The organism is Corallococcus exercitus, from assembly GCF_003611585.1.
Lineage (GTDB): Bacteria > Myxococcota > Myxococcia > Myxococcales > Myxococcaceae > Corallococcus > Corallococcus exercitus.
This window is the reverse complement of sequence record NZ_RAVW01000029.1, coordinates 14,799-41,189: the sequence shown is the minus strand read 5'-3', so window position 1 is coordinate 41,189 and position 26,391 is coordinate 14,799. Positions and strand designations below refer to the sequence as shown.

Genomic DNA, 26,391 nt, shown 5'->3' with positions numbered 1-26,391 from the left:
GCGGTGACGCTGACGGAGAAGGAGGGGCCGGTGCTCCTCATCTCCACGGACCCCGCGCACTCGCTGTCGGACGTGCTGCAGAGCCGCCTGACGGACACCGAAACGCAGGTGAAGGGCACCAAGGGCCTGTACGCGCGCGAGCTGGACATGGCGGGCTGGTTCAATGCCCTGCGCAAGCGGCTGAAGGAGAAGGCGGAGAAGGCCTTCGAGGGCGCGCCCAAGGCGGGCAACGACGTGCCGGCGGATCTGCTCTACCTGCGCAACCTGCTGGAGTGCGCGCCCCCGGGCATCGACGAGCTGGCGGCCATGTCCGTCCTCACGGACGCGCTGGTGCAGGAGCGCTTCAAGCGCATCGTGGTGGACTCGTCGCCGCAGGTGACGAACGTGCGCGTGGTGGAGCTGGCGGACACGGCGAAGACGTGGCTGGGCGCGCTGCACGGCATCCTCAACAAGCACCGGGCCAAGGGCCTGGGCGAGCTGGCGGATGACCTGGCGGCGATGCTCAAGCACGTGAAGCGCTTCGAGGACGCGCTGGCGTCCCCCAGCGAGTCGCGCTTCGTCGTCGTCACGCGCGGCGAGGACCTGGCTGCGTCCCGCACGGAGCGGCTGGTGGAGTACCTCAAGGAGAAGAAGCTCCAGGTGGAGCGGGTGCTCGTCAACCGCGTGGGCCCCAAGTCCACCTGCGAGAAGTGCGAGAACCGCCGCAAGCTGGAGCTCAACGCGGCCAAGGCCATGGAGAAGAAGATCGGCCTGCCCGTGACGATGGCGCCCGCGCTGGGCCGTCACCCCGCGGGGCTTCGCGAGCTCAAGGCGTTCCGCACCGCGTGGTATGCGCTGTCCGCGCCGCCGGCGAAGATCAAGGCGGCCTGACGTTGGAGACGCCGGGCGCCTAGTGGGGGCCCGGCAAGAGCAGGGACAGGGGCAGCCGGTGGGGATACGCCCGGCGCGCCTGGCCCAGCAGGTCCACGGCGCTCGCCTTGAGCGAGCGCACCGTCGGGGCCGCCGGCACCTCCAGATGCTGCTGGAGCACCCAGGCCGGCCCCACGAGCATCAGCGCCACCGCCGGCACGATGCACAGGCTCACCACCACGCTGGCCCCGCCCACCGTGCCCAGGAGGCGCAGCACCGGGGACGCCTGGATGCGCGGGCGCTGCAGGGCCGCGAGGATGCGCGCGAAGAGGGCGCCGCCGACGAGCCCCAGCACCGTGGCCAGCCCCCAGCTCAGCCCGCCGACCGGGGTGCCCAGCACCGGCTCCAAGAGCTGGGGGGCCGCGGCGCCCAGCACGAAGGCGAGGACGAAGGGCGATGCCGCGACGATGGCGACCAGGCCCCAGTGTCTTGCGTTGAGTCGGTGCACTGCTTTCCCCCTCCGCTACAGCGGGAAGGTGGGCACCGGCAGGCAGGCGCGCCAGGGCGGCGCTCCCTGGAGGCGTGTAGGCGTGAACGGGTCGTCACTTCACGCCCCGCCACGTCAGGCGTCGCACTCCGACGGGCTGTCGGTGAAGCCGCCCAGGGGCTCCGGGAAGGTGAGGGCGCCCGCCTCGGTGAGGGTGCCGGTGACGGGCGCGGCGGTTCCGGGGAGCTTCACCTCCACCGTGCGGCCCCGGACGGTGTACGTGCCCTGGGTGCGCGACTCCTTCGGCTTGCCGGAGTCGTTGATGTCCTTCCTCCACAGCTCCACGCGCCCGCCGTCCTGGAACTTGAGGGCGCGGGTGGTGCCGTAGACGCCCACGCCGGGGCCGTACCAGGACACCGCCCTCAGGAGGCCTGGCACGTCGGCCTCCTTCTGGGGGGTGCGGCCCAGCAGCTTCTGCCAGCCGAGTGTGTCCCGGATGACGTCCAGGTCCCGGTCCTCCTTCGCCCGCTGGAGGCGGCGCGGGTCCAGGCGCACGGCGGTGGCCAGCTTCTCCACGATGACGTCGCGGTGGGCGCTGTACTCGCACACCTTGCCCTGCTTGCGCAGGAGGCCCAGGGTGGCGGCGGCGTTGTAGTGGGCCAGGGCGTAGTCCGGGGTGGCCTGGGCGGCCGCCTGGAACTTCTCCAGGGCCTCCGGGTAGCGGCCGGACTGGTAGAGGCGGAACCCCTGGGTGTTGAGGGCCCGGCCGGAAGGGGGCGTGGCCGGGGCGGCGGACAGGGTCAGGGCCAGCAGGGAGAGGGCGAGGACCATGTGGCTCCAGACGGGCGGCTCCCCGGAACATTCCAGGGGTGCGTAACCGCTTGCGCGTTGAAAGGCCTCAACCCTGGTGCTAGTTCGGCGCCATGGCAACCGGCATTGGCTACGCGCTCGACTTCGAGCGCCCGCTCATCGAGCTGGAAAAGAAGATCGAGGAGCTGAAGGCCCTCTCCACCACCGGCACGGCGGATTTCTCCTCGGAGATCTCCAAGCTGGAGAAGAAGGCGAAGAAGCTCCAGGCGGAGATCTTCAGCGACCTGACCCGCTGGCAGGTGGTGCAGCTGTCGCGCCACAGCTCGCGTCCGTACTTCCTGGACTACGTCCAGTACCTGTTCACGGACTTCTTCGAGATGTGCGGCGACCGGCACTTCGGCGAGGACCCGTCCATCGTCGGCGGCTTCGCTCGCTTCGATGGCAAGACGGTGATGCTCATCGGCCATCAGAAGGGGCGCAACACCAAGGAGAACATGGCGCGCAACTTCGGCATGCCGCGCCCGGAGGGCTACCGCAAGGCGCGCCGGCTGATGGAGCTGGCCGAGCGGATGGAGAAGCCCATCCTCACCTTCGTGGACACGCCGGGCGCGTACCCGGGCATCGGCGCGGAGGAGCGAGGCCAGGCGGAGGCCATCGCCGTGAACCTGGAGGTCATGAGCCGGCTGCGCGTGCCCATCATCTCCACCGTGGTGGGCGAGGGCGGCTCCGGCGGCGCGCTGGCCATCGGCGTGGGCAACCGCGTGCTCATGTTCCAGAACAGCGTCTACTCCGTCATCTCCCCGGAGGGCTGCGCCTCCATCCTCTTCCGCGACGCGACGAAGGCGGACAAGGCCGCGGACGCGATGCGTCCCACCGCGCAGGACCTGCTGGAGATGAAGATCATCGACGAGGTGATTCCCGAGCCTCCGGGCGGGGCGCACCGCGACGCGGCCAAGGCGGCCGAGTCTCTGGGCAAGACGCTGCGCAAGCACCTGGGCCAGCTGGCGGAGCTGTCGCCGGACGCGCTGGTGCGCGACCGCTACGACAAGTTCCGCGCGCTCGGCATGTTCTCCGGCAAGTAAGGGTTCCCATCACATGCGACCGCTCGTTCCTCCCTACGTCGAGACGCTCAAGGCCTACGTCCCCGGCAAGCCCATCGAGGAGACCGAGCGCGAGTACGGCCTCACCGGCGTCATCAAGCTGGCCTCCAACGAGAACCCGCTGGGCCCGTCGCCCCGCGCGGTGGAGGCCATGCGCAACGCCGCTGGCCAGGTGAACCTGTACCCGGACGCCACGAGCTTCCACCTGGTGCGCCGGCTCGCCGCGCACCTGGGCGTGAAGCCAGAGGAAGTGGTGCTGGGCAGCGGATCCAACGAGCTGATTGAGCTGCTCATCCGCACGTTCACGACGCCGGAGGAGGAGATCCTCCTGTGCAAGGGCTCGTTCCCCGCGTACCGCATCTCCGCGCAGGCGCACGGCCGTGCGTTCGTGGAAGTGCCCATGCGCGAGGGCTTCCGCTACAACCTGGAGGCCATGGCCCGCGCCGTCACGCCGCGCACGCGCATGGTGTTCCTGGCCAACCCGGACAACCCCACGGGCACCACGTTCGGGCGCAAGGACCTGGAGACGTTCCTCCAGGCGGTGCCGAAGGACGTGCTCGTCGTCCACGACGAGGCCTACGCGGAGTTCGTGGACTGGCCCGACTACGCGAGCGCGGTGGAGCTGTTCCACACGTATCCGAACCTCGTGGGGCTGCGCACGTTCAGCAAGATCCACGGGCTCGCCGGCATCCGGTTGGGCTCGGCGGTGATGGACGCGAAGCTCGCGGGCTACGTGCACCGCACGCGCATGCCGTTCAACCTGACGACGGTGGCGCAGGCGGCGGGTATGGCGGCGCTGGAGGACACGGAGCACGTGGAGCGCACGCGTGAGAACAACCGCGTGGGGCTGCGCTACTTCGGGGAGGAGCTGCCGAAGCTGGGGCTCACGCTGACGGAGAGCCACGCGAACTTCGTGTTCGTGGACTGCCACCGTCCGGGCGCCGCGGTGTACGAGCAGCTGCTGCGCCGGGGCGTCATCGTGCGGCCCATGGCGGGCAACGGCCACCCGAACTGCCTGCGCATCTCCGTGGGCACGCCCCAGGAGAACGCCCGGTGCGTGGCCGCGCTGAAGGAGGTCCTGGCATGAGCGCGCGTCCGTTCATCGTCGCCATCGACGGGCCGGCCGGGGCAGGGAAGTCCTCCGTGTCGAAGCTGCTGGCGCGGCGGCTGAACTTCGCGCTGGTGGACACGGGCGCCATCTATCGCTGCGTGGCGCTGATGGCCACGCGCGAGGGCATCGCGTTCGACGACGACGCGAAGCTGGGCGAGCTGCTTGGGCGCGTGCGCATCCACTTCCAGGTGGTGGGCGAGGAGAACCACGTCTTCCTGGGCGGTGAGGACGTGTCCGGGGAGATCCGCACGCCGCCCATCTCCATGGGCGCGTCGCAGGTGTCGGGGCGGCCGGTGGTGCGTGCGGGGCTGCTGGCGCTCCAGCGGCGGCTGGCGCTGGAGGCGCCGTCGGGTGCCATCCTGGAGGGCCGGGACATCGGCACGGTGGTGTTCCCCGACGCGGACGTGAAGTTCTTCCTCGCGGCGGACCCGGAGGTGCGGGCGCGCCGCCGCTTCGAGGAGCTGTTCCAGAAGGGCGTGGACAGCAGCCTGGAGGCCGTCCTCACGGACCAGACGCGCCGCGATGCCGCGGACTCCGGGCGCGAGGTGGCGCCCCTGAAGCCCGCCGAGGACGCGGTGCACGTGGACTCCAGCAGCATGCCGCTGTCGGAGGTGGTCCAGTCGCTGGAGCACGAAATCGAGCGCCGCCGGGCCGCGCGCGGCACCTGAGGCCCGCGCGCTTCGCGAGTATCGGCAGCGGCCCGTTCGCGCCGAAGCGCCTGCGCCGCCCGTGCTGGCGCGGCGCCTGAGCCTTCACCGCCTCGTCAGAAGGTGACGCCGTCCGTGGAGGGCGCGGGCACCGTCATGGCCAGCCGGGCCTGGGTGCCGTCCTTCTCGTAGAAGCGGTGGTAGAGGTACAGGTCCGCCACCACCTGCTTCACGTAGCCGCGCGTCTCCCGGTAGGGGATGGACTCCACGAAGAGGTCCAGCGGGAGGGTGCCTCGCTCCTGCGTCCAGCGCACCGCCGCCTTGGGGCCCGCGTTGTAGGCCGCCGCCGCGAGCGCCGGGTGCGCGAAGCGCTTCATCAGCTGCGCCAGGTACCACGCGCCGTAGCGGATGTTGCGCTCCGGAGCGAACAGGTCCGCCGGGGCGGGCGCGGGCTCCGCCATCTTCTGGGCGATCTCCGTCGCCGTGGGCGGGATGATCTGCATGAGCCCACGCGCGTCCGCCGCGCTCATCACCTCCGGGCGGAAGGCGCTCTCCCGCCGCATGATGGCCCACACGAGGAATGGATCCAGCGCCTGCCGCGTGGCCTCCGTCTCCACCGCCTGCGCGAACGCTCGCGGGTAGAACGCGGCCAGCGCGTCCGGCGCCTTGGCCCCGAAGGCCCGGCCCCACAGGTAGCGCGCCGCCACCACGTGCGCGTGGCCGAACTCGCCCAGCTGCAGCAGCGCGTGCGCGAACGGCAACGCCTGGTCCGCGGTGCGCAGGCCCGACACGCGCGACTGCACCTCGTCCGCCGCGTCCCGGAACAGGCCCGCGCGCGTGAGCGCCACCGCCAGCTCCAGCTCCGGCGGGCGGGGGAGGGTGAGCTGCTTCGGAGGCTGCGGGAAGGCCGCGGGCGGCGTGCGCCCCAGCTCGCGCAGCCGCTCCGTGGCGAGCAGCGCGTAGAACGACGCCGGCGCCGCGCTGATGACGGCCTCGTAGCCCGGCCCCACCGTCGCGGGCTTGCCGCCGCCCAGCTCCTCCGTGCGCGCCATCCAGTAGCGCGCCTGCGGCGCCATGCTCGTCTTCGGATAGGCCGTCACCAGGTCGTCCAGCGCCTGGCGCGCCTTCGCGTACTGCTCCAGCCGGATGTGCGAGAGGGCGCGGAACCACATCGCCTCGTCGCGGCGGCGCGAGCCCTTGTAGCGCTTCTCGTAGTCCGCGAAGGACTTCGCCGCGTCCTCGAAGCGGCCGCCCTGCAAATCCAGCCACGCGGCGAAGAACGCGCCTTCCTCGCCGGCCGCCTGGGACGGATAGGCCTTGTCCAGCGCCGCCATCAACTTGCGCGCCTTCTCGTTGTCGTCCGAGCGCAGCGCCCGGCGCGCCACCACCAGCGCGGCCTCCGCGGCGATGTCCGGCGGCCCCTTGCGCGCCACCGCGAGCGCCTTCTCCGCCTCCTCCCGCTTGCCACGCGCGAAGAGCACCTGCGCGCGCAGCAGCGCCACCTGCGCCTGCGCGGGCGCGCCCTTCACCAGCGAGCGCTTCTCCGCCGTCGCCAGCTCCTCCTCGGCCCGCTCCGGCGCGCCGTCGGAGAGGAACTCCCGGACGCGCTGGAGGTGCTCGGGCAGGGTGAGCTTCACCGAGGGCTTCAGCGCGGCCAGCCGCGCCAGCGCCTCGTCCGCGTAGGGGTGGGTGGGGAAGCGCAGCGCCACGGTCTTCAGGTCCGCCCTCAGCCCCGCCGCGTTGCCGGTGGCCGCGCGGGCCTGGGCGCGCTGGAAGAGCAGCTCCGGGGTGGGCTGCGCCGCCGCCGCCGACTCCAGCACCGGGGCCGCGTCCTTGGGCCGGTGTGCGTCCAGGAGCGACTCCCCCAGCCGGGCGCGCGCACGCACGGCCAGGGCCGGGGAGGCCTTCTCCAGGGCCCGCTCGAAGTCCTTCGCCGCGCCATTGGGATCGCCCGCGTAGAAGCGCGCCTGGCCCAGGTAGAAGGCGTGGAAGGCCTCCAGGGGCGCGGGGGGCGTGTGGCGGGTGAGCAGGTCCCGGGCCTGGGCCGCGTCCCCGTCGGAGAGCACGAGCGTCCCGGCGAGCAGGCCCAGGCGGCCCGCGTCCGGGCATTTCGCCTTTTCGCAGGCGACGAGCTCCGCCTGGGCGAGCGCCGCCGCGTCGGACCGGTGCAGGCGGACGGCCTCCAGCGTCGCCGGGGACTGCCCCAGCGCCACCCCCGTCACCCAACCCGCCACCCAGCCGGTCCAACTCATGGGATTCTTCCTTTCACTTCGCGGCCTTGCGGCTTCGGAACGAGAGGTTTGCAGTCGACATTCCCCACCAGGTGGGCGGGGGTCGGTTTGACAGTCGGCCCGACAAGTCCTAGATCCCGCGCCCACGGGCTGGTCGGCCCGTTGCGCTATCCGAAGGGAATCCTTACGTTGCGCCGCCGTTGAGCGCTACTCCGGACCGCCGTCGTGTCAGGAACACCTGTCGTCGGTAGCACTGCTCGTTCACAGACCTCGGGGGGGGAAACAGCTCATAGGGGAGGCTCCATGAAGCCGTGTCCGTCCGATCTGCCGCAGACCATCAATCCCGAAGCCGGCCCGAAGCGGGCAGGCGTCGAGACGCATCGCAACCTGAACTGCAACCACTACGACAACTGCCTCGATGAGGCCGTCCGTCGCGGCTGGCAGTCGTTCACGTGCATGAAGTGCCCGATGTACGCCAACCTCGCTCCTCCGCAGATGGGGCTGGAGGCGTACGCCACGCAGCGCCGTCCTGTCTAACAAGGACGTCTGACATGGGCCCAGGTCACCGGGCCCGCGCGAACTTGTACCCGGCCACGCCCGAAGTCCGGACGTGGCCGGAGTCCGCGTGGCAGCTCCTCCCGAAGCCACCGCTTCAGGGGACCGCGGCGTAGATGACAGCCACCCAGTACTGACCCTGGCCGAAGCGCTTGGAGTTGCCCCGCACCAGTCCCACGCCCACGCGGGTGTTGGTGGCGGTGGCCAGGCTGCGCGACTCCGGCACGGCGCCCGGGTCTCCCACGACGAAGAAGTCCACCGACGCGGTGCCCGCATCCGGCAGCGCGGTGAACACCCGCTCGTGCAGGGGGGACGGGTCGCCGTCTCCCGCGGTCGGCTCGTCCTGCGCCAGCGCGCGGCGGGCGTGTTCGCGCGCCAGCTGCTCCAGCGCCTCGCTGCGCACCAGGGGCGGCAGCTTGAGCGTGGCGCGGTGCCGGGAGAGGGCCTCGTAGACGTCCGACACCGGGTCCGCCGGGAGCGCCGCGCCGGGCGAGGCCGCGGTGAAGACCTCCGTGACGATGGCCTGGTCGCGGCCGTCCACCTTCTGGAACGCCACGCCCACGCCCACGAAGCGGAACGCAGGGTCCATCAGGTTCTTGCGGTGGCCAGGGCTGTGCTCGATGCCGAAGTGCGCCGCGAGCGGACCGGCCGCCAGCCCCAGGTTCTCTCCGGCGCGCACGTAGCGCGTGCCCTCCGGGAGCCGGCGCGTGAGCGTGGAGCCGTCCGGCGCGATGTGGGCGAAGAAGCCCTCCGTGGCCATGCGCGTGCTGTAGCGCAGCGACACGTCCTCCAGCGTCGGGTCCGGCGTGAGCTCCGGCAGTTGGTGCGCACGGCGCAGGGTGTTGATGCGCTCGTAGAGGGCGGTGCGGGCCTCGGCCAGCGTGGTGGGCTCGCGCTGCGCTTCCTGCTCACCGCGCGCGGCCCGGGCGCCCACCTGCACCAGGAACAGCGACGCCACCTCCGGCCCCGCGTTCCCCTGGCCCACCATCTCCACGGTGTAGGCGCCGGGCGTCTCGAAGGTCACCAGGGCGCAGAAGCCGTTGGTGCCGGAGGGCGCGCGGCTCAGGGCCACGGCGTCCACCTCGCCATCCGGCCGGGTGACGAAGACCTGCGGGCTTCGCAGCGGCGGGATGAGGCGGCCGCACACGCGCTTCTCCGTCCCGGCCCTGGCGAGCGTCCGGGGGAAGGGGAGCACCTCCGCCTTGCGGTCCGCGGTGAGCAGCACCAGCGCGGCGCGCTCGCCCAGGAAGGCGATGCCCACGCCGTAGTGGCTCACGCGCTCGTCGTTGAAGTCCGTGCGGGCGAGGAACGTTTCAATGGCGTGCGCGTGCACCCAGGCGCGGATGACCAGCACCTTGGGGGACGGATCCGCGGCGCCCGCGTCGCTGACCGCCTCCGTCAGCGTGCGCAGGTCCGGGGCGCCCGTGGTGAACCCGGTCAGGGCCTCGCGCGCGAGCCTCCGGGCCGCGGTCTCCAGCGCCTTGTCGCTCGTGGGAGCACGCCGGCCCACGCGCTCGAACTCGCGCTGGACGTGCAGCCGGGCCCGGGCCTCCTGGGCCTGGGGCGTCTCCTCCACGACGAGCGGCGGGCGGTCCTGGCCCCCCGGGTCCGGGGCGGAGACGGAGGCCACCTGCGGAGGCGGCGTCGCGGCGGACGCGGGGCCTGGAGGGACGGACACTCCCGCGAGCAGCAGTCCCAGGAGCACGCCCTTCATCGCGACTCCAGCTGGAACGTGAGCGCCTTCACGGTGCCGGGGCCCAGCTTCTCGTTGAGCCGCTCGCAGAGGGAGTCCGCCTGCCGGGTGAGGACCTGAGCCCACTCGGCGCTCTCCACGGAGATGACCAGCGTGGTGCCTTCCAGCTGGTGCGGGCGGCTGTGCCTCGCGATGTTCTCTCCCGCGGCGGCGACCCAGAGCGGCATCAGCGACGACGCGCGGCCCGACTCACCCGCCAGACGCGCCAGCACGCGGGGCAACAGGCTCTCCAAGGTCTTCGGTTCGCTGCGCGCCATCGTCGGGCGATTCTGGAACCCCTGGCGCCGGATGCCAACCCACACTTTGCCTGCCCGCCCGGCCGATTGCGTCCAGCGCCCCGGTTTCCGGCGGTCCATGGAAGCGGCCCCGGTGCCATCCCGGTCGCGTCACGGCCTTTCCCCCTGTAAGGTCGGGGCAAGGCCGGTCCCCCTCGGAGTTCCCATGCGTCACATCCCCCTTCCGGTCCGGTCCCCCGGCCTCGTGCTCGCATGCCTGCTGGCGTGCGCCATGGGCTGCGGGATGTCCGACCTGGACGCGCCATTCATCCAGGGCGGGTGGGCGGACGATGCCTGCACGGTGGATCAGGACTGCGCGGATCCGGCGCTGTTCTTCTGCAACACCGCCCTGTCGCGCTGTGAGCCCGCGTGCCGCACGGACCTCGACTGTTCCGTGAGGCGCCGCGGGGAGCTGAACGCCATCGCCGCGTGCGAGTCGCAGGCGCTGGGCTGCCGCTGTGACGCCAGCCGCTGCGTGCCCGCCCTGTGCACCGGAGATGACGGCTGCGACGACCAGGACGTGTGCCGCGACGGTGCCTGCCGTCCGCCCCCGCCGCCGTCCGCCGCCGTGGCCTGCCGCGTGGTCCCGGAGCGCGTCGTCGCGCCCGTGGGCACCAGCCTGCGCTTCGAGGCCTGGGTGTCCGATGCTCGCGGCGAGCCGGTCGTCCTGCGCGATGGCCTCACCTGGTCCGCCGTGTCGGCGCGCGTGAAGGGCGGCGGCACCGGTTCCGGGGCCACGTTCACGCTGGATTCGGTGGGCACGGAGGTGGAGGCGGTGGAGGCCCGGGTGGGCCCGGTCTCGTGCCGCGCGAGCGTCACCGTGCTGCCGCCGCACACGGCCGAAGGGCAGGTGCGGGTGGTGGTGACGGACGCGCTCACGGGGCATCCCGTCGAGGCGGCCTCGGTGGTGGTGGCGGACGCGCTGGGCAGCGAGACGGCGCGCGCGTCGACGGACGCGCAGGGCGTGGCGGTGCTCGCGGCCCGGAGCGATTCGACGCTGTCCGTCTTCCACCCGGACTTCGGCTACCTCACCGTGGCGAACTACGACATGGGCGGCTCGCGCGACCTGCGGCTGCCCCTGCGCCGCAACCCGGTGGACCGCGTGGGCGGCGTGCACGTCCGGTTCACCACCCCCGCGCCCGTGGTCGCGAACGGGGCGCTGTCGCTGGGGATGGCGGGGCTGTCCGTGCCGGGACTCCTTTCGGAGGCGGCCCCCGCGCAGGTGCAGGGACCCGACCGGGACGTGGACCTCACGTTGGGCGGGGCGATGCGCCAGTTCCAGGTGCCCGCCAACGTCTGGGTGAACGGGCTGGGCGTCCTCGCGCCGGAAGCCGTGGACGTGCCGGGCATCGCCGGGGTGTGCGACGCGGCGCTCCCGGACGTGGCGAATCCGGACGCGGCCACGCGCGTGGGGGGCTGCGGCACGCGCACGCTCTGGGCCCTCACCGCGCAGGTGCTGTCCGGCCAGCTGCCGGCGGGGATGATGGATCCGGGCACGGATCCGCTGCTGCTCCTGGCGCGCGCGCTGCCGCCGTCGGGGCGGTTCTCGTCCGCCGTCTCGCGCGACGTGCAGTTCGCCCTGCGCTCCTCCAATCCAGGGGAGCCGACGGTCCAGGCGCCAATCCTGCCCCTGGACTTCCGGCAGGTGCCGCTGGCCTTCCCGTTCGTGGCCCGCGTCCCGCCGCTTCCGCGCTTCCGCGACGGCTACCTGGGGCGCGTCCTGGTGGTGGGCTCGGTGGCGGCTCCCGGACGCGGCACCGTGCCGCTGGGCCTGGGCGCCGCCGTCAACGTCAACCCGGTGGATCCGAACACGGACACGCAGCCGGGGCTCGCCTCGCCGGGCTTCGTGCGCGTGCGCATGGCGCCGGCCCATCACGGCCTGGAGGGACAGGCGTACCGGCTGCTCGCGCTCGCGTCGTCGGGGACGCTGGGCGGCGAGGAGCCCATGGGCCTGGCCACGAGCGCGGTGATGGCACCCCTGGATGCGCCCCACTTTGATCCGGAGGGCGCGGAGCCGGTGACCCTCGCCGACGCGTTCCTCGGCATCCCCGAGGGCGCCCACTACAACCCCGACACGGCGCTGTGGCACGGCCTGCTGCCGCGCGAGTGGCGCATGGACGCCACGGTGCCCGGCGCGACGCTCGTGCGCGCGACGTTCACCAACGCGGCGGGACGGCGCTGGACGGTGTGGGTGGATGGCCGCCGCTCCGTCAGCGGCGTGCGCCTGCCCGTGCCTCCCTCGGGCCTGGAGGACCGCACGTTCCAGGGGGACACCGGGGGCTCGCGCGCGTCGCTGTCGGTGGAGGCGCTGGCCGTGGCCACGCCCGAGGGCAGGTCCCTGAACCTCTCCGCGCTGGCGGAGTCCGGGGGCCTGGCGCCCGAGCCGCTCGTCGCGGCGGTGCGCGCCGCGTCCACGCTGAACTACGGGCGGCCCCAGGTGACGTGGCTGGAGCCCGCGGAGGGCGCGTTGCTCTCGCGCGGCGCCACCGTGCGCGTGCGGGTGGACGGCTTCCGGGTAGGGAAGGAGACCGCCAACGGCGACGAGGGGAGCGTGCTGCTCACCGTGCGCGATGGCGGCCCGGGCTGCGATGGCGTGCTGGTGCGCGGTGATGGGGCCACGCGGTCGGGCGAGGTGGCGCTCACACTGCCCGCCGCCTGCTCCGGGCCGGAGGTGACGCTGGTGGCGTCGCTGGTGGATCCGCTCGGCCTGCCGCTGCGGCCGGCCGTCAGCGCCGTGCGCACGGTGCGGGTGCCCTGACGTGCCGGGGTGTCAGGGGTTCTACGACCTGGAGGGGCACTCGTTCCGGCCGTGAATTCGCTTTCGCGAATTGCGCGGTGATACGTTTGCCTCCGTCATGGGCCAGAAGGAGACGGTCGTCACCGTCATCTCGAAGATCTCCGAGCGCCCCGTCAACCTGGACGCGGCGCTGGTGGTCATCTACGGCCTGGATCTGGGCCGCAAGTACGACCTGGCGCGTGAGGAGACGCTGATCGGCCGGTCGTCCAAGGCGGACATCCAGATTGATCAGGAGGCGGTGAGCCGCAACCACGCGCGGATCACCAACACCACCAAGGGCGTGCGCATCGAGGACCTGGGGTCCACCAACGGCACGTTCGTCAACGACGACGTCGCCGCGTCGGCGCGGTCGCTGCAGAACGGCGACCTGGTGAAGATTGGCCGCACCATCTTCAAGTTCATCGCGGGCGGCAACATCGAGGCGGCGTACCACGACGAGATCTACCGGCTGACCACGATGGACGGCCTGACGCAGATCTACAACCGCCGCTACTTCGACGAGCAGCTGGACCGGGAGATCTCCCGCAGCCGCCGCTACGAGCGCGTGCTGTCGCTGGTGATGCTCGACCTGGATCGCTTCAAGGAAGTGAACGACACCTACGGGCACCTCGCCGGGGACTCGGTGCTCAAGCAGCTGGCGTCCACGGTGCGCACGCGCATCCGGCGCGAGGACGTCTTCGCCCGCTACGGCGGCGAGGAGTTCGCACTGCTCCTGCCGGAGATCAACCTGTCCGGCGCCCGTCAGCTCGCGGAGAAGGTGCGCAAGCTGGTGGAGCGGCAGCGCTTCGAGTTCGACAAGCAGGTCATCCCCGTCACGCTGTCGGTGGGCGTGGCCACGCTGGAGCCGCACCACCGCGAGCCCGCGGAGCTGGTGCGCGCCGCGGACGAGCACCTCTTCGAGGCGAAGAACCAGGGGCGCAACCGCGTCTGCGGCTGACGCCCCCGGGGGACCCCGAGGGACCGCGGCTCAGCCCGCGAACACGGAGCGGCGCTCGCGCAGCAGGGCCTGGAGCATGCTCTGGATGGACTCGCGGGTGAGCTCCGTGAGGCGCTGCACCTCGCCCAGGTCGTCCGCGGCCTCCGGCGCCAGGCCCTCCATGGTCAGCGGCTCGCCGAAGCGGATGGTCCACTTGGCGGGCAGCGGGCCGGGCGCGGTGAGCGGCAGCGACGGGAAGCCGAGGAAGCCCCCGGGGAGGCGGCCCAGCAGCGGGGATGTCTCCTCCGCGCCGACGATGGCCACCGGGACGATGGGTGCGCCCGTGCGCAGGGCCAGCTTCACGAAGCCGCCACGGCCGAAGCGCTTGAGGCGGTAGCGCTCCGCGAACGGCTTGCTCGCGCCCTGGTAGCCCTCCGGGAAGACGACGAGCGGCCGGCGTTCGTCGAGCAGCCGCAGCGCGTTCTCCGGCGAGGCGCGCACGGCGCCCAGGCGGTTGAAGAGGGTGCCGAGCATGGGCGCGTGGAAGACCTGATCCTCCACGAGCCAGCGCGCCTCCAGCAGATCCGGGCGCTCCCGCACGAGCGCCTGCGCCATCACGAGGCCGTCGTAGGGCAGGGCGCCGGAGTGGTTGGCGACGAGGATGGCGGCGCCGCGCGGCACCTGATCCACGCCCTCCACGGAGACGCGCCAGTACTGCTCGTAGAGGAAGTCCAGGACGGGCTGGAGGTTCTCCACCAGCCCCGCGTCCTTGCCGTAGTCATCCAGCCGGCTGCCGCCGCCGGTGCCCAGGCTGGTGCGCACGGCCTCCATCAGGCCGTGCATGGCGCCGACGGCGCGGCCCAGGCCTTCGCTCGCGAGCGCCTGGCCGGCGATCTCCTTCGCCAGGGAGAACATGCCCGCCGCGCGGCCCGCGAAGCCCGCGGCCGGCGCGGGCTCCTCCCGATGATTGAAGGCGGGCTCACCCCGTTCCGGGGCCTCCGGGAGGGGCTCTTCCCCTGGGTCGCTCACGAGCGACAGGGGCCGGCGGCTGGGGGGCAGCTCGTCGTGCGACTCGTCGGGCAGCTCCACCTCCGGCTCCACGTCCGTCGGGGCGGCGCCCTCGATGATGGAGACGGAGATGTGCACGCCGTTCTCCTCGACGCGCTCCACGCCGCTGACGAAGTCGTCTTCCTCTTCGGGGCCGTCCGGAGCGGCCATGCCGTCCGGGTCGCGGCTCCACGCGTCCGCGGTCCAGACCTCCTCGGTGTTCTCGGGGGGAGGCACGTCCTTCGGGTCGCGTTGCCAGGCGTCGGCGGTCCAGACCTCCTCGGGCTCCTCGTCGCCCGCGTCGAGGTCCCGGGCATCGCGGTCCTCGGCGGTGGACAGGGCGCGCTCCTCGGGGCCGGTGGCGTGGCGGTCCAGCACCTCGTCCACGGCGACGCCCGCGGTGGCCTCGGCCACCTGGGTCGCAACGGCGGTGGCGACCTCCCGCTCGGGGAGGCTGCCGTTGCCGTCGTCCAGGACCTGCCGCACGGCGGACTCGGCCAGCTCGGCGACGAGCTCCGTCGCGAGGACGCGCTCGATGTCGCGGTCCGGCCCCCGGCGTCCTTCGAAGAGTTCGTCCACGGCCGTCTTCGCGGCGGCCTCCGCCGCGTCCGAGGCGATGGCCTCCGTCAGGGCGCGGTCCACCGTGCGCTCCTGCGGACGCGAGCCGTGCACTTCGTCCGCGAGCATCTGCGGCCGCGACGGCCGGCGCTCGGGGGAGGGGCCCGGCGTGGGGGGCTCGCGCAGCGGAGAGTGCTCCTCATCGGAGGGATGCTGTCCCGATGCATGCGCGGCGTCGTGGGCACCGGGCTTCGCGGCCGGAGTCCCGCCCCTGGCGTGGGAGTCCTTCGCGGGCGTGCGCCCATGCTTCGCGCCCGAGGCGTGCGAGTCTGAGGCGTGCTTCGAGTTCTCGGCGTCGCGCGAGTCCTTCGCTGCCGAGGCGTGCGAATGCTTCGCGTGCTCGGCCTCGCGCGAGTCCTTCGCCGCCGAGGCGTGCGAGTCCTGTGCGTGCTTCGAGTGCGCGACGTCGCGCGAGTCCTTCGCTGTCGAGGCGTGTGAGTCCTGGGCGTGCTTCGGGTGCTCGGCCTCGCGCGAGTCCTTCGCGGGCGTGCGCCCATGCTTCGCGCTCGAGGCGTGCGAGTGCTTCGAGTGCTCAGCCTCGCGCGAGTCCTTCGCGGCCGAGGCGTGCGAGTCCTGCGTGTGCTTCGCGTGCGAGGCCTCGCGCGAATCCTTCGCTGCCGAGGCGTGCGAGGCCTGCGCATGCTCCGCCTCACGCGCGTCCTGCTCTTGCTTCGCGCTCCCGTGCCCGTTCGTGCGCGCCTCGAACTTGTGGACCTTGGCGGCGGGCGTCTTCGGCGTCGCGGCGGCCTGCTTCGCCTCCGCGTCCTTGCCACCCTTGGGGGCCTTCGCCTGCGCGCCGGACTTCGACGCGCCGCCCTTGGCGCTCTTCGCCTTGCCCGCTGACTTCGTTCCCTTCGCGGACTTCTTCGCGGCCTTCGGGTCGGCCGCGTCGTCCTTCACCTCGCCCGTGCGAGGCGCGGCGCCCCGCTGGAAGGGATCATTCCCGAGGACACCCTTGGTCATGACTGGCTCCTTCTGAGCGCCGACGCGGCGTCCCTGACATGGTGAAGGGGCACGAACCCCAGCGCGGACTCAGCGCGCTCTCCGTCCGCGACCCAGGAGTAATGCATGTAGTCGAGCAGAGCCACCGGCAACGTGCCCGCTCCCACCACCCCGAGCGCGCGAAGTGCTCCACGAAACAACGGCCCCGGCAGGGGGAGCGGTCGCGCGCCCGCCTGGCGGATGAGCCCCGACAGGGGCAACACCCCGCGCCCCACGATGTTGAATTCCCCCGCCGCCTCCGCCCGCAGCGCCAGGTGCAGCGCGCGGCCCGCGTCCTCCTCGTGGATCGCCTGCCACAGCGGGTCGAATCCCAGAAGCGTGGGCACCACGGAGTGCGACAGCAACCGCGTCACCGGATTGTCCAGGCTCCTGCCAAGCAGGGGGGCGAACCGCAGCACCAGCGTGCGGGTGTCCGGGTGCCGATCGCGGAAGGCCCGCACCTGTCCTTCGACCTCCACCTTGTCGTTCACGAACCGGCTGTGCGGGCAGCCAAACAGCGGGGAGCCCTCGCGCAACAGCGCCGGATTGTTGCCCCGCGCGCCGTACGTCACCGTGAGCGATGGCACCACCAGCCTCGGCAGCCGGGCGCGGCCCACCGCCGTCAGCACGTTCATCGTGCCGATGACCTCCAACTCGTGCGCCAGCGGTCCGTTGAGGATGGGCCCGAAGAGGAACGCCAGGTGGAAGAGGGCGTCCACGGGGCGCTCGGTGAGCGCGTCGGTCAGCTCCCCTTCGGCGTCGTAGCGGGTGAGGTCCACGCGGTGGAACTCCACCTTGCTCGTCCCCTGGGGCTCCTTCGTGTCCAGCACGAGGATGCTCTCCACGTCGGGGTCCGCTTCCAGCCTCGGCAGGAGCAGCTTGCCGTAGTCGCCATTGGCGCCTGTCACCGCGATGCGCATCGGGCCCTTGCCTGCTCGGATCACTTCCATTCGCAGGGGCGGGTGTTAGCCCAGCCGTCCGGGAATGTCAGCCGAGCGCGCCAGTGATGTTCTGGACAACGTCATCCAGTTCGCGGAGGGTGGCTGATCGCCATGTCCCGAATCGCGCGCCTGAGCGACGTGCTCATCAACAAGATCGCCGCCGGCGAGGTGGTGGAACGCCCCGCCTCCGTCGTGAAGGAGCTGTGCGAGAACTCGCTCGACGCCGGCGCGCGCACCGTGCGCGTGGAGCTGGAGGGCGGCGGGGTGGGGCGCATCACCATCTCCGACGACGGCCACGGCATGAGCCGCGAGGACGCCACGCTCTGCCTGGAGCGCCACGCCACCAGCAAGCTGCGCGAGCTGGACGACCTCTTCCACATCGACTCCATGGGGTTCCGGGGGGAGGCCATCCCCGCCATCGCCTCCGTGTCCCGCTTCACGCTGCACACCGCGGAGCCGGACGCGCACGAAGGCACCAAGGTCACCGTGGAGGGCGGAGGCCCGCCGACGGTGGAGGACGCGCCGCCCCGCGTGGGCACCGTCATCACCGTGGAGGACCTCTTCTTCAACGTGCCCGCGCGCCGCAAGTTCATGCGCCAGGGCGCCACCGAGCTCAAGCACTGCGAGGAGGCCGTGGTGCGCCTGGCGCTCGCGTACCCGGAGGTCGGCTTCTTCGCCTCGCACGAGGGCAACGAGCTGTTCTCCAGTCCGGTCAGCGAACATGATCCGCGCGAGCGGATCGCCGCGGCCCTGGGCCCCGCGTCCTTCGCGCACCTGTTCCCGGTGGAGGAGCGCCGGCTGGGCGTCGTCGTCACGGGCTACCTCGCGTCGCCGGAGTACACGCTGCCCAACGCGCGCGGCCTCTACACCTTCGTCAACCGCCGCTACATCCGCGACCGCGGCCTCATCAGCACCGTGCAGCGCGCGTTCCAGGACTTCCTGCCCGCGGGCCGCCAGCCGGTGGTGGTGCTGCACATCGACGTGGAGCCCCGCGCGGTGGACGTCAACGTGCACCCCCAGAAGATGGAGGTGCGCTTCGCGGACGCCCGCGGCGTGCAGGACGCGGTGAGCGCCGCCCTCTCACGCGTGCTGCGCGCGGCCCCCTGGCTGGGCACGCCCGAACAGCAGGCCGCGAACCCCCAGCCCCGCGACGCCGCGCACTACGCGCACGCCGTGGAGCGCTTCCTCACCCGCGCGCAGGAGGCCACCTGGGGCGCGCCGCTGCCCACCGCGATGGATGCCCCGGGTCCTGGCGGCTCGACTCCCGCGCGCCCGCTGACGCCGTCCTACTTCTCGCCCAACGGCGGGGCCCCGGGCGGCGCGTTCCCCGGTCCGTTCCAGGGCCCGCAGGTGCCGGGCCGCACGCTCGCGTTCGGCGAGGCCCAGCCGCAGCTCAACGAGGCGCCGCCTCCGGGCTACTTCGCGGCGCTGCGCCCCATGGGCCTTTTGGGCAGCCGCTTCCACGTCTGCGAGGGCCCCGGCGGCACGCTCGTGGTGCTGGATCCGCACGCCGCGCTGGAGCGCGCGCGCCTCACCGCTTACCTGCGCCGGCTGGACGACGACACGAAGGCGCCGCCGCCGTCGCTGTTTGGCACCACGGTGGACCTGTCACTCGCCGCGGTGAAGGCGCTGGTGGACGGCCGCGAGGCGCTGCTCAAGCTGGGCGTGGACGTGGAGCCCTTTGGCGGCACGGCGCTCGCGCTCAAGTCGGTGCCCCCGGGCCTGGAGGGCGTGGATCCGCGCGCGCTCCTGGAGGCCCTGTCGCGCGCGCTGCCCCCGCGCAGCGCCCCGCTGGACGTCACGAGCCTCGCGGAGGCCGTGCGCGTGATGGCCTGTCACGCCGCTCGCCGCGCGTCCTCGTCGCCGCTCACCGACGCGCAGCTGCGCGCGCTGCTGGGGGAGTTGGATCGCGCGGACTTCACACCCCCGTGCACGCACGGCACGGTGGTGGTGCTGGAGATGCCGCTCCTGGAGCTGGAGCGGCGCGCTCGCTGAAGGCTCAGGCCTTGGCCTTCGCCTCGACCTGCGCGCGCAGCGCCTCTTCCTTCGCGCGCAGCTCGCCCGTGGGGTCGCTGGGCGCGAAGTCCTCCGCCGACGCCACCTGGCGCACCTCCACCTCGCCCCCCTGGAAGGGGATGCGGCGCGCCCAGGCGATGGCCTCCTCGCGCGACTTCACCTCAATGATCCAGAAGCCGGCGATCAGCTCCTTCGTCTCCGAGAAGGGGCCATCCGTCACCGTGGTCCCCTTGGGGGAGAACGCCACGCGGACGCCCTTGGAGCTGGGGTGCAGCCCTTCGCCCGCGAGCAGGATGCCGGCCTTCACCAGCTCCTCGTTGTACTTGCCCATCGAGGTCAGCTCCTCCGTGGAGGGGAGCCGGCCGGTCTCGCTGTCGGTGTTGGCCTTGACGATCATCATGAAGCGCATGGGGAGGTCTCCTGGAACTTCGGGTTCAACGTCGGGTTCACAAGCGCGACGAATGGTAGGGCGCGAAATCGACACGGCGAGGAACGAACCGGAAAGTTGACGCGGCAGGGCCCCCGGCTACGGTGTGCGACACGCCTGTAGCACCGGGCCGTGTGCGCCCGTGCCGGCAGAAAGCCCCGGGTTCCGCGCCTTGATGCTCCGCCGTCTGCCGCTCCTCCTCGCCCTCGCCGCCGCGCCCGCCCTCGCCCAGGACGAGGACTCCGGGGGCGAGCGCGCCCCCACCAACCTGGACGGCGTGGGCCGCATCACCGTGGAGGCCGGCTACCGGCTCACGTCCAACGGCACCCTGTACGACGCCTGGTATGGCACCAAGGGGCCGGGCAACGGCCTGGAGCGCGCGCCGGAGTCCACGGGGGCGCCCTTCGGCGCGGCCACGTTCGCGTACGCGATGTCGGACCTGGTGGAGGTGGGCATCGACCTGTTCGGCACCGCGCAGACCCTGCGCCTGACCGAGCCCGGCGGCGACGGCAGCGTGTCCCGCAAGGTCAGCACCGTGAGCTACGGCGTGCTCATCGGCCTGCGCTTCCAGGGCGTGCTGGACGTCGGACCGCAGGGGCTGGTGCCCTTCGCGGGCCTGCTCACGGGGCCCACGGTCATCTCCTCGAAGCGCGAGGGCTCGGCCCTCCAGGAGAAGGTCTCCCAGGCCTGGGTGGGCTCGCTTGGCGCCACGCTCCGCCTGTCCGCGAAGTGGGGCCTCACCGCCGAATACCGCTTCACGTTCCTGCGCGGCCCCGTAGAGTCCCCGGACGCGGCGAAGTTCGCCGGGCCCTTCAGCTTCAGCCACGGCGGCAACTGGTTCGCGCTCGGTGTGACCTATACGTTCCCGCCGGATCCGTCCCGGCCGCTGACCAACTTCTAGCGCTGCGGAAAGTTCCAGCGCGAGAGCAGGCGGGCGCGAACGAAGCGGGGAGTCCGGGGAATGGTGAGCACGGAGGGCTCTGTTGGGGAGCGACAAAAGAACCCGCCCCTCATCCCGGAGAGTCCCCTAGCATGCGTGAGTCGGCCGAAGTCATTTCCGGTCCCAGGAAGATGTCCATGCCCCCCTCTGAACAGCCGAAGACTGACGTCGAGAAGGAACTCTCCGAGCTCCGTCGCGAGGTCATCGAGTCGCGCAACCTCGTCATCAAGACGGACAACCTGCTGAAGAACCTCCATGCGGAGGTGAAGGCGGTTGGCAAGCGTCACGAGGACTTCCAGAAGCGGCAGTGGATCTCCTCGGCGGTGGCCTACGCGCTCTTCGCAATCCTGGCGGTCGGTGGCGCGGTCCTGGTGAACGGCGCGCGCAGCTCCAGCAACACCAACGAGCGCGAGCGGCTGGAGAAGCAGGTGGCGGACCTCTCCACGCAGCTGGAGAAGCAGCGCGCGGACACCACCTCGCACCTGGCGGCCCAGCGCGCCGCGGGCGAGGTCTACAAGATGATGACCACGCTGCCGGGTGACGAGCGCCTCAAGGGCATCGACGCGCTGGTGAAGCTGGACACGCAGAAGCTGTCCTCGCTGGAGCGCCAGGCCCTCAACGACCGCGCCGCCATCCTGCGCCGTGAGACGGGCGACGCCGCCTTCGAGCGCGGCAAGATCGCCTTCCGCAAGAACGAGATGTCCGCCGTGGTGGAGGACCTGTCGCGCTTCCTGGCCATGAACCCGCCGGAGGCCGACGCGCTGGACGCGTCCTTCTTCCTGGGCACCGCCTACAACCAGCTGCGTCAGCACGACAAGGCCGTGCCGCTGCTGGCCCGCTTCGTCGAAGGCGACAAGAAGTCCAAGACGCGCGACTACGCCATGCTGCTGCTGGCCCAGTCGTACCAGGAGACGGGCGCGTTCGATAAGGCGGCGGACACGGTGCGCGACGCGCTGGCCACGTACCCGGCCACCCAGTACCTGTCGCAGTTCCGCGGCCGCCTGAGCTCCGCGAAGCGCGCCGCCGCCGGTGGCACCGACGCCGCCGCGCTGCCCGCCGCCGCTCCGGCTGGCGCGCCCCAGGCCGCCCCGGCCGTGCAGACGGCCCCCGCGGGCCAGTAGTTCCCGAAGCCCCGCCGCCGTCCGGAGCTTTGCGCTTCCGGACGGTGTGCAAGGGAAGGATTGCCAGCCGGGGTCCAGGGTCATAAGACCTGGGCCCCGTGTCCGCTCCCGACCCTCGGAAAGACCCCCGCTTCCGCCGTTACCGTGGCGCCGCGTACGGGGTCCACATCACGCTGGCCACGCTGTTCTCGCTGTGGATGATCTGGAACGTGGGGCACTCCGTCGCGGCGATGACGCCCGAGCGGCCCCCGGCCGTGACTCCGCCCCTCACCGTGCGCGAGTGTCTGGACGCCGCGGATGCGCACTGGAAGGACCTGGAGGCCGAGCGCGAGAAGCTCGTGCACGTCCTTCCCGCCCGCAAGGTCGATCAGGAGTGGATGCGCTTCCGCACCGACTGGCTGACGCGCGTGCGCAAGTCCGAGTCCGAGTGCGCCCTGGAGTCGAGGGATCCGACGCGCGTGGAGCTGCGCTCGGTGTACCGCCACCTCACCCGGGTGCAGGACCTCTACACCATCCACGCGGTGCAGTACGCGGGCGAGGTGGGCGGCGCGGTGGACGCGCTGCACGCCGCCTTCGACACCGCGCGCCGCATGGACAGCGGCCGGTAGTCGGCGCGGTTCAGCGCGTGGGCAGCACGGTGGAGTAGCGCCCCGTGCTGTCGGACACCGTCTGCGCCAGCAGGATGGAGTCCGGCCGCCCCGCCACCGTCACCACACGGAAGAAGCGCACGGACGCGTTCGCCGCGATGCCATCCGGCGCCACCGCTGGATCCGGGGGCAGGGTGATGCGGCCGCTCAACGAACGTCCCCGCGACAGCGTGAACGCCGCCAGCTCCAGCGGCGCCGTGTCGTCGGCGCCGGCCGGCACGGTGACGAAGCGGCTGACGCGCGGCAGGTTCTCCCCGGGCAGGAAGTCCAGCCGGTACTCGCCCGGGTCCAGGGCCAGCTCGAAGCGGCCCTCGCTGTTGGTGGTGAGGGGCGACTCGAAGCCCAGGGGGGGCTGCGGCCATCCGGTGAGGGCGCCCACCGGCTCCACCACGATGCGCACGCCCGACGCGGGGCCCGTGCCCTCCGGGTTGTTCACGCTGCCGACGACCACCCTGCGCGCCGGGCACGTCACGTCCGGCGGCACCGTGTCCGCCGCGGCCACCGCCACCGGCTGGAGCGTGATGCGCGAGGGCGAGCCAGGCGGAGGCACCACGACGAGCGTGAGCGGGGACTCCGCGACGCCGGGCAGGGACATGAGCTGATAGCGGCCCTGCGCGTCCGTGAGCACCGGCAGGCCCTGGAACGTGCCGCCACCGGCCACGCGGCCCTGGAGCGACACGCGCGCGCCGGCCATGGGCGCGTGGCCGTTGGACTCCAGCACGCGGCCCTCCACGCGCACGGCCGGGCCGGGGTCCCCCAGCTCCAGCGGGGAGGAGAGGACGCTGGACGGCTTCACCACGAAGGTCTTCCAGGGCATCAGGTCCCCGGCGTTCACGGGCGTCGCGCGCAGGAGCACCGTGTCGCGCGAGGCGTCCTCCGCGCTGAGCGCCAGCTGGAACGCGCCCGTGGCGCGGGCCACGCGAGCGCGCTGGGACAGCGGGCGCAGCGACTCATCCAGCGCCTGCACCTCCATGTCCGCGTCCACCTTCCGCGAGCCCTGGAGCACCAGCGTCCCCGAGACCGTCACGACGCGCGACGCGGTGGGCAGGTCGAACGTCACCATGCCGCCCGTGGCGGGATCCACGGAGGCGGTGCGCGACAGCGGCGGCAGCGCGGTGTCCAGCGGCGTGAGCGTCACCGTGTAGTCGCCGCTGCCCACGGGCATCACCCACGCGCCGTCGTCCGGGGTGAGCGTCGTCTCATAGCGCCGCGCGACGCCCGGGATGAGGCGGCTCTCGCCCGTGGCCAGCAGGTGGATGGGGGCGCGGTAGGGGACGGGGGCCGTGCCGCCATCCGCCGTGGCGGCGGTGCCTCGCGACACCTCGCCCCGCAGGCGCACGGGGCTGAACAGCTCCAGGTTCTGCTCCGGCCGCAGCCGGTCCACCGGGAAGTCCTGCGCGAGCAGGCCCGCCCTGGGCAGGGGCTGCACCTCCACGACGATGTCGCCGCCGGGGTTGCCGCAGCCGTCCACGAAGCACACCTGGCCCGCGGCGCACTCCGCGTCGGAGCGGCACACGAGCTGGGGCGGTGGAGGCTCGTCCTCCAGGAACGCGCACCCGGACCCGGTCAGCCCGAGCGCCACCGCCAGGGCCCCGAGCGCGCGCCTCACTGGCAGTCCCCCGCCACCGTGTTCACCACCCACGAGTAGGAGGTGACGAAGCCCGGGTTCTTCACCACGCCGCCGTCCGCGAGGAACACCTCCTCGGGCGGATCCGGCTGGCGGTTGGTGAGGTGCCGGTCCGTGACCAGCGCCTCCACCAGGTGGATGCCCGGCGGGGCCAGCGGGTTGTTGGCCGAGCGCAGGTCCATGCGCAGGGTGCCGCGGTCATCGCGCCGGGGCTGGCCGGTGTTGGCGAGGACGATCTGCCGGTAGAAGCCCGTGGGGTTGGACGGGTTGTAGTCCACGTACCACTCCACGGTGATGCGGTCGTCGACGTCCAGGTCCTCCACCACCACGTTGAAGTCCTGCGTGCAGCTGCCCACGCCGAAGGCGCGGAGGATGCGCTCGGAGGGCTCCACCTGCTCCTCCAGGACGCGCGGCGGCCGGTTCCTGAACTGGGGCACGCTCTCCAGGAGCGCCTCGTCCTGGGGGATGAGGCAGCCGGAGCCCGCCGCGAGGGCCGCCAGTCCCAGCGCCGCCACGAGCGGCTGGAGGATGCCCCGGGACTGTCGCGGCGCGTGACGGTGCATGGCGTGGCCAGGGGAACCCTATAGCAGTTCCTCGTTCTCGTCCGGGGGAAGGGGGCCGCCCGTCTTCTCCGCCTCCAGCTTCTCCAGGTGGCGGAAGATGGTGCGCGGGTCGACGCCCAGGTCCTTGGCCGTCTTGGTGCGGTTGCCGTTGTTCCGCGCCAGCACCTCGTTGATGTAGCGCTTCTGGAACTCCTCCTTCGCCTGGAGCAGCGGCATGATGGGCTCCAGGTTCTCCGGCTTGAGGTCCAGGTCGTCCGCGCCCAGCAGTGGCTTGTCCGCCAGCACCACCGCCTTCTTCAGGCGGTTCTCCAGCTCGCGGATGTTGCCCGGCCAGCCGTACTTCTTCATGGACACGGCGGCCGCGGGCGTGAAGCCGCGGGCCTTGGAGTTGAACTCGCGCGCGTACTTCTGCAGGAAGAAGCGGCCCAGGACGATGACGTCCTCGCCGCGCTCGCGCAGGGGCGGCAGCTTCACGGTGACGACATTGAGGCGGTAGTAGAGGTCCTCGCGGAAGGTGTTCCGCTTCACCTCCTCCTCGAGGATCTTGTTCGTCGCGGCCACCACGCGGATGTCCACCGGCTCGCCGCGGTTCTCGCCGACCTTGTAGACGACCTTGTCCTGGAGCGCGCGCAGGAGCTTCACCTGGAGCTGGAGCGGCATCTCGCCGATCTCGTCCAGGAACAGCGTGCCGCCGATGGCCGCCTGGAACTTGCCGGGCCGCGTGGCCACCGCGCCGGTGAAGGCGCCCTTGGCGTGGCCGAACAGCTCGCTCTCCAGCAGGTTCTCCGGGATGGCGCCGCAGTTCACCGTGATGAACGGGCCCTTGGTGCGCGGCGAGCGGCGGTGGATCTCCCGGGCAATCAGCTCCTTGCCCGTGCCCGTCTCGCCCGTAATCAGCACGGAGATGTCCGTGGGGGCGATCTTGTCGAGGCGCTTGTACACGTCCCGCATGCCCTGGCACGAGCCCACGATGTCGCCGTAGCGCTGGTCCTCCAGCTTGCGGCGCAGCTCCGTGTTGTCGAGCTTCAGGTCGTTCACGAGCAGCGCGTTCTGCAAGAGCAGGGACGCCTGCGCCGCGAACACGGTGAGCATGTCCAGGCTCTTGGGCTCGAAGCGGTTCACCAGCCGGTCGTTGCCCACGTAGAGCACGCCGAACAGGTCGCCCTTGTGCATCACGGGCACGCACATGACCGAGTGGACCTTGAGGTTCACCACGGACTCGCTGGCCTTGAACTCCGGCGCGTCCAGCGCGTCCGCGACGATGATGGCCTTCTGGTCCTTCACCACCTTGGAGATGATGGAGTCCGACAGCTTCTCCACCGCGTCCTCGATGTTCTCCCGGGCCACGTTGCGCGCGGCCTTCACGCGCGGCTCGCCGCTCTCCATCAGGATGAGGAAGCCCTTGTCGGCGCGCGTCACCTCGATGGCCTCGTCCAGCAGGCTCTCCAGGATGCGGTCCACGTCGTAGCTGCCGAAGAGCCGCTCGCTGAACGCGGTGAGCCGCTTGAGGAGGACCAGCTCACGGCCCACCACGCCGGGCAGCTCCGCCGTGTGCGAATCGGAGGAGGCCGTGGAGGCGGAGGGGAGGGTCACCTCGCGCTCGGGCACCTCGCGGCGGATGGGCTCGCGGGGGGCGTCCTCGCGGGAGAAGGTCAGCTCGGTGCCGCCGACCTTGACCACGTCGCCGGTGGACAGCGCGTGGTTGTCGCGGCGCTTGCCGTTGACGTGGAAGGTGGCGCCCAGGCTGCCCACTTCGTAGCGGGTGCCGTCGAAGGTGACGTGCAGGGCGCTGGCGGGAACGCCGGCGTCCTCCAGGGGCACATCGTTGTCGGATCCCCGCCCCAGACTGGTGATGCGCTTGAGCAGGGAGACCGTGCGGACCTTTCCATCGGGGGTGCGGACGGTGAGGCTGGCCATGGGCGGACTTTGGGT

22 protein-coding genes are annotated in these 26,391 nt (G+C 72.1%); 11 read left to right on the top strand and 11 right to left on the bottom strand.

Annotated elements, in window-relative coordinates; translation table 11 throughout:
• On the top strand, window positions 1–870 hold an 870-nt coding region (locus D7W79_RS06310), incomplete at its 5' end, for an ArsA family ATPase (protein ID WP_276375061.1).
• Between the two features lie 19 nt (window positions 871–889).
• Here D7W79_RS06310 and D7W79_RS06305 read toward each other — a convergent pair.
• Window positions 890–1,357: a hypothetical protein gene (locus tag D7W79_RS06305; RefSeq protein WP_120524424.1), complete on the bottom strand. Its 468-nt coding sequence runs from the start codon at window positions 1,355–1,357 to the stop codon at window positions 890–892.
• A gap of 114 nt (window positions 1,358–1,471) precedes the next feature.
• Entirely contained in the window at window positions 1,472–2,167 is a 696-nt protein-coding gene (locus D7W79_RS06300; RefSeq protein ID WP_120524423.1) for a tetratricopeptide repeat protein, read from the bottom strand.
• Between the two features lie 92 nt (window positions 2,168–2,259).
• On the opposite strand from D7W79_RS06300, the gene D7W79_RS06295 reads away from it, so the two are divergent.
• The 3 genes from D7W79_RS06295 to cmk are packed head-to-tail and all read left to right on the top strand — an operon-like array spanning window position 2,260 to window position 5,025.
• Complete coding sequence (locus D7W79_RS06295) at window positions 2,260–3,228, top strand: acetyl-CoA carboxylase carboxyltransferase subunit alpha (protein ID WP_120524422.1); 969 nt, start codon at window positions 2,260–2,262, stop codon at window positions 3,226–3,228.
• A 13-nt stretch (window positions 3,229–3,241) separates the two neighbouring features.
• On the top strand, window positions 3,242–4,333 hold the full coding sequence (gene hisC / locus D7W79_RS06290; protein WP_120524421.1) for a histidinol-phosphate transaminase: 1,092 nt from the start codon (window positions 3,242–3,244) through the stop codon (window positions 4,331–4,333).
• The gene (gene cmk, locus D7W79_RS06285) at window positions 4,330–5,025 is read left to right on the top strand and encodes a (d)CMP kinase (RefSeq protein WP_120524420.1); all 696 of its coding nucleotides are present in this window, start codon (window positions 4,330–4,332) and stop codon (window positions 5,023–5,025) included. Before hisC ends, cmk begins: the two co-directional genes overlap by 4 nt.
• A gap of 95 nt (window positions 5,026–5,120) precedes the next feature.
• Here cmk and D7W79_RS06280 read toward each other — a convergent pair whose 3' ends face one another.
• Window positions 5,121–7,256, bottom strand: a complete 2,136-nt coding sequence (locus D7W79_RS06280; RefSeq protein WP_120524419.1) for a lytic transglycosylase domain-containing protein — start codon at window positions 7,254–7,256, stop codon at window positions 5,121–5,123.
• A gap of 282 nt (window positions 7,257–7,538) precedes the next feature.
• On the opposite strand from D7W79_RS06280, the gene D7W79_RS06275 reads away from it, so the two are divergent.
• The gene (locus D7W79_RS06275) at window positions 7,539–7,772 is read left to right on the top strand and encodes a hypothetical protein (protein WP_014396719.1); all 234 of its coding nucleotides are present in this window, start codon (window positions 7,539–7,541) and stop codon (window positions 7,770–7,772) included.
• 115 nt (window positions 7,773–7,887) lie between these two features.
• Here D7W79_RS06275 and D7W79_RS06270 read toward each other — a convergent pair whose 3' ends face one another.
• Window positions 7,888–9,504, bottom strand: coding sequence for a CAP domain-containing protein (locus tag D7W79_RS06270; RefSeq protein WP_120524418.1), 1,617 nt, complete (start codon window positions 9,502–9,504; stop codon window positions 7,888–7,890).
• The gene (locus tag D7W79_RS06265; RefSeq protein ID WP_120524417.1) at window positions 9,501–9,800 is read right to left on the bottom strand and encodes a DciA family protein; all 300 of its coding nucleotides are present in this window, start codon (window positions 9,798–9,800) and stop codon (window positions 9,501–9,503) included. Before D7W79_RS06265 ends, D7W79_RS06270 begins: the two co-directional genes overlap by 4 nt.
• Window positions 9,801–9,984: 184 nt before the next feature.
• On the opposite strand from D7W79_RS06265, the gene D7W79_RS06260 reads away from it, so the two are divergent.
• Both D7W79_RS06260 and D7W79_RS06255 read left to right on the top strand, forming a co-directional pair.
• Window positions 9,985–12,576: a carboxypeptidase regulatory-like domain-containing protein gene (locus D7W79_RS06260; RefSeq protein ID WP_120524416.1), complete on the top strand. Its 2,592-nt coding sequence runs from the start codon at window positions 9,985–9,987 to the stop codon at window positions 12,574–12,576.
• A gap of 97 nt (window positions 12,577–12,673) precedes the next feature.
• Complete coding sequence (locus D7W79_RS06255) at window positions 12,674–13,552, top strand: GGDEF domain-containing protein (RefSeq protein WP_120524415.1); 879 nt, start codon at window positions 12,674–12,676, stop codon at window positions 13,550–13,552.
• 30 nt (window positions 13,553–13,582) lie between these two features.
• Here the strand turns inward: D7W79_RS06255 and D7W79_RS06250 are convergent, their stop codons facing one another.
• Both D7W79_RS06250 and D7W79_RS06245 read right to left on the bottom strand, forming a co-directional pair.
• Complete coding sequence (locus tag D7W79_RS06250) at window positions 13,583–16,159, bottom strand: lysophospholipid acyltransferase family protein (RefSeq protein ID WP_244221620.1); 2,577 nt, start codon at window positions 16,157–16,159, stop codon at window positions 13,583–13,585.
• On the bottom strand, window positions 16,156–17,127 hold the full coding sequence (locus tag D7W79_RS06245) for an SDR family oxidoreductase (protein ID WP_120524414.1): 972 nt from the start codon (window positions 17,125–17,127) through the stop codon (window positions 16,156–16,158). Before D7W79_RS06245 ends, D7W79_RS06250 begins: the two co-directional genes overlap by 4 nt.
• 102 nt (window positions 17,128–17,229) lie before the next feature.
• Between D7W79_RS06245 and mutL the strand changes: the two genes are divergently transcribed.
• Window positions 17,230–19,113 (top strand): DNA mismatch repair endonuclease MutL, encoded by a 1,884-nt coding sequence (mutL, locus tag D7W79_RS06240; protein ID WP_120524413.1) that lies wholly within the window; start codon window positions 17,230–17,232, stop codon window positions 19,111–19,113.
• 4 nt (window positions 19,114–19,117) lie between these two features.
• Here the strand turns inward: mutL and D7W79_RS06235 are convergent, their stop codons facing one another.
• Window positions 19,118–19,543 carry a YciI family protein gene (locus tag D7W79_RS06235; protein WP_120524412.1) on the bottom strand — a complete coding sequence of 142 codons (426 nt, stop codon included), beginning with the start codon at window positions 19,541–19,543 and terminating at the stop codon, window positions 19,118–19,120.
• 193 nt (window positions 19,544–19,736) lie between these two features.
• Here D7W79_RS06235 and D7W79_RS06230 point away from each other — a divergent pair, with 193 nt between their 5' ends.
• The 3 genes from D7W79_RS06230 to D7W79_RS06220 all read left to right on the top strand — a co-directional run bounded on the left by D7W79_RS06230 (window position 19,737) and on the right by D7W79_RS06220 (window position 22,230).
• Window positions 19,737–20,462: a hypothetical protein gene (locus D7W79_RS06230; protein WP_120524411.1), complete on the top strand. Its 726-nt coding sequence runs from the start codon at window positions 19,737–19,739 to the stop codon at window positions 20,460–20,462.
• Window positions 20,463–20,638: 176 nt separating this feature from the next.
• Window positions 20,639–21,622, top strand: coding sequence for a tetratricopeptide repeat protein (locus tag D7W79_RS06225; protein WP_120524410.1), 984 nt, complete (start codon window positions 20,639–20,641; stop codon window positions 21,620–21,622).
• Between the two features lie 98 nt (window positions 21,623–21,720).
• Window positions 21,721–22,230, top strand: coding sequence for a hypothetical protein (locus tag D7W79_RS06220; protein ID WP_171432913.1), 510 nt, complete (start codon window positions 21,721–21,723; stop codon window positions 22,228–22,230).
• A 10-nt stretch (window positions 22,231–22,240) separates the two neighbouring features.
• Here the strand turns inward: D7W79_RS06220 and D7W79_RS06215 are convergent, their stop codons facing one another.
• From D7W79_RS06215 to D7W79_RS06205, 3 genes are read right to left on the bottom strand one after another with little or no spacing between them, the layout of a single operon-like run.
• Entirely contained in the window at window positions 22,241–23,878 is a 1,638-nt protein-coding gene (locus D7W79_RS06215; RefSeq protein ID WP_244221619.1) for a peptidase associated/transthyretin-like domain-containing protein, read from the bottom strand.
• Complete coding sequence (locus D7W79_RS06210; RefSeq protein WP_120524407.1) at window positions 23,875–24,459, bottom strand: hypothetical protein; 585 nt, start codon at window positions 24,457–24,459, stop codon at window positions 23,875–23,877. The genes D7W79_RS06215 and D7W79_RS06210 overlap by 4 nt, the downstream gene beginning before the upstream one ends.
• A gap of 18 nt (window positions 24,460–24,477) precedes the next feature.
• A complete protein-coding gene (locus D7W79_RS06205) occupies window positions 24,478–26,376 on the bottom strand; it encodes a sigma 54-interacting transcriptional regulator (RefSeq protein WP_120524406.1) in 1,899 nt (632 codons plus the stop codon).
• Between the last annotated feature and the right edge of the window lie 15 nt (window positions 26,377–26,391).

Bases quoted from the DNA above. Each gene is read 5' to 3' on its own strand.
- D7W79_RS06235 (WP_120524412.1), bottom strand. From the start codon at position 19,543: ATGCGCTTCATGATGATCGTCAAGGCCAACACCGACAGCGAGACCGGC.
- D7W79_RS06250 (WP_244221620.1), bottom strand. From the start codon at position 16,159: ATGACCAAGGGTGTCCTCGGGAATGATCCCTTCCAGCGGGGCGCCGCG.
- mutL (WP_120524413.1), top strand. From the start codon at position 17,230: ATGTCCCGAATCGCGCGCCTGAGCGACGTGCTCATCAACAAGATCGCC.
- cmk (WP_120524420.1), top strand. From the start codon at position 4,330: ATGAGCGCGCGTCCGTTCATCGTCGCCATCGACGGGCCGGCCGGGGCA.
- D7W79_RS06255 (WP_120524415.1), top strand. From the start codon at position 12,674: ATGGGCCAGAAGGAGACGGTCGTCACCGTCATCTCGAAGATCTCCGAG.
- D7W79_RS06260 (WP_120524416.1), top strand. From the start codon at position 9,985: ATGCGTCACATCCCCCTTCCGGTCCGGTCCCCCGGCCTCGTGCTCGCA.
- D7W79_RS06205 (WP_120524406.1), bottom strand. From the start codon at position 26,376: ATGGCCAGCCTCACCGTCCGCACCCCCGATGGAAAGGTCCGCACGGTC.
- hisC (WP_120524421.1), top strand. From the start codon at position 3,242: ATGCGACCGCTCGTTCCTCCCTACGTCGAGACGCTCAAGGCCTACGTC.
- D7W79_RS06210 (WP_120524407.1), bottom strand. From the start codon at position 24,459: ATGCACCGTCACGCGCCGCGACAGTCCCGGGGCATCCTCCAGCCGCTC.
- D7W79_RS06230 (WP_120524411.1), top strand. From the start codon at position 19,737: ATGCTCCGCCGTCTGCCGCTCCTCCTCGCCCTCGCCGCCGCGCCCGCC.
- D7W79_RS06265 (WP_120524417.1), bottom strand. From the start codon at position 9,800: ATGGCGCGCAGCGAACCGAAGACCTTGGAGAGCCTGTTGCCCCGCGTG.
- D7W79_RS06300 (WP_120524423.1), bottom strand. From the start codon at position 2,167: ATGGTCCTCGCCCTCTCCCTGCTGGCCCTGACCCTGTCCGCCGCCCCG.
- D7W79_RS06280 (WP_120524419.1), bottom strand. From the start codon at position 7,256: ATGAGTTGGACCGGCTGGGTGGCGGGTTGGGTGACGGGGGTGGCGCTG.
- D7W79_RS06270 (WP_120524418.1), bottom strand. From the start codon at position 9,504: ATGAAGGGCGTGCTCCTGGGACTGCTGCTCGCGGGAGTGTCCGTCCCT.
- D7W79_RS06225 (WP_120524410.1), top strand. From the start codon at position 20,639: ATGCCCCCCTCTGAACAGCCGAAGACTGACGTCGAGAAGGAACTCTCC.
- D7W79_RS06295 (WP_120524422.1), top strand. From the start codon at position 2,260: ATGGCAACCGGCATTGGCTACGCGCTCGACTTCGAGCGCCCGCTCATC.
- D7W79_RS06275 (WP_014396719.1), top strand. From the start codon at position 7,539: ATGAAGCCGTGTCCGTCCGATCTGCCGCAGACCATCAATCCCGAAGCC.
- D7W79_RS06245 (WP_120524414.1), bottom strand. From the start codon at position 17,127: ATGGAAGTGATCCGAGCAGGCAAGGGCCCGATGCGCATCGCGGTGACA.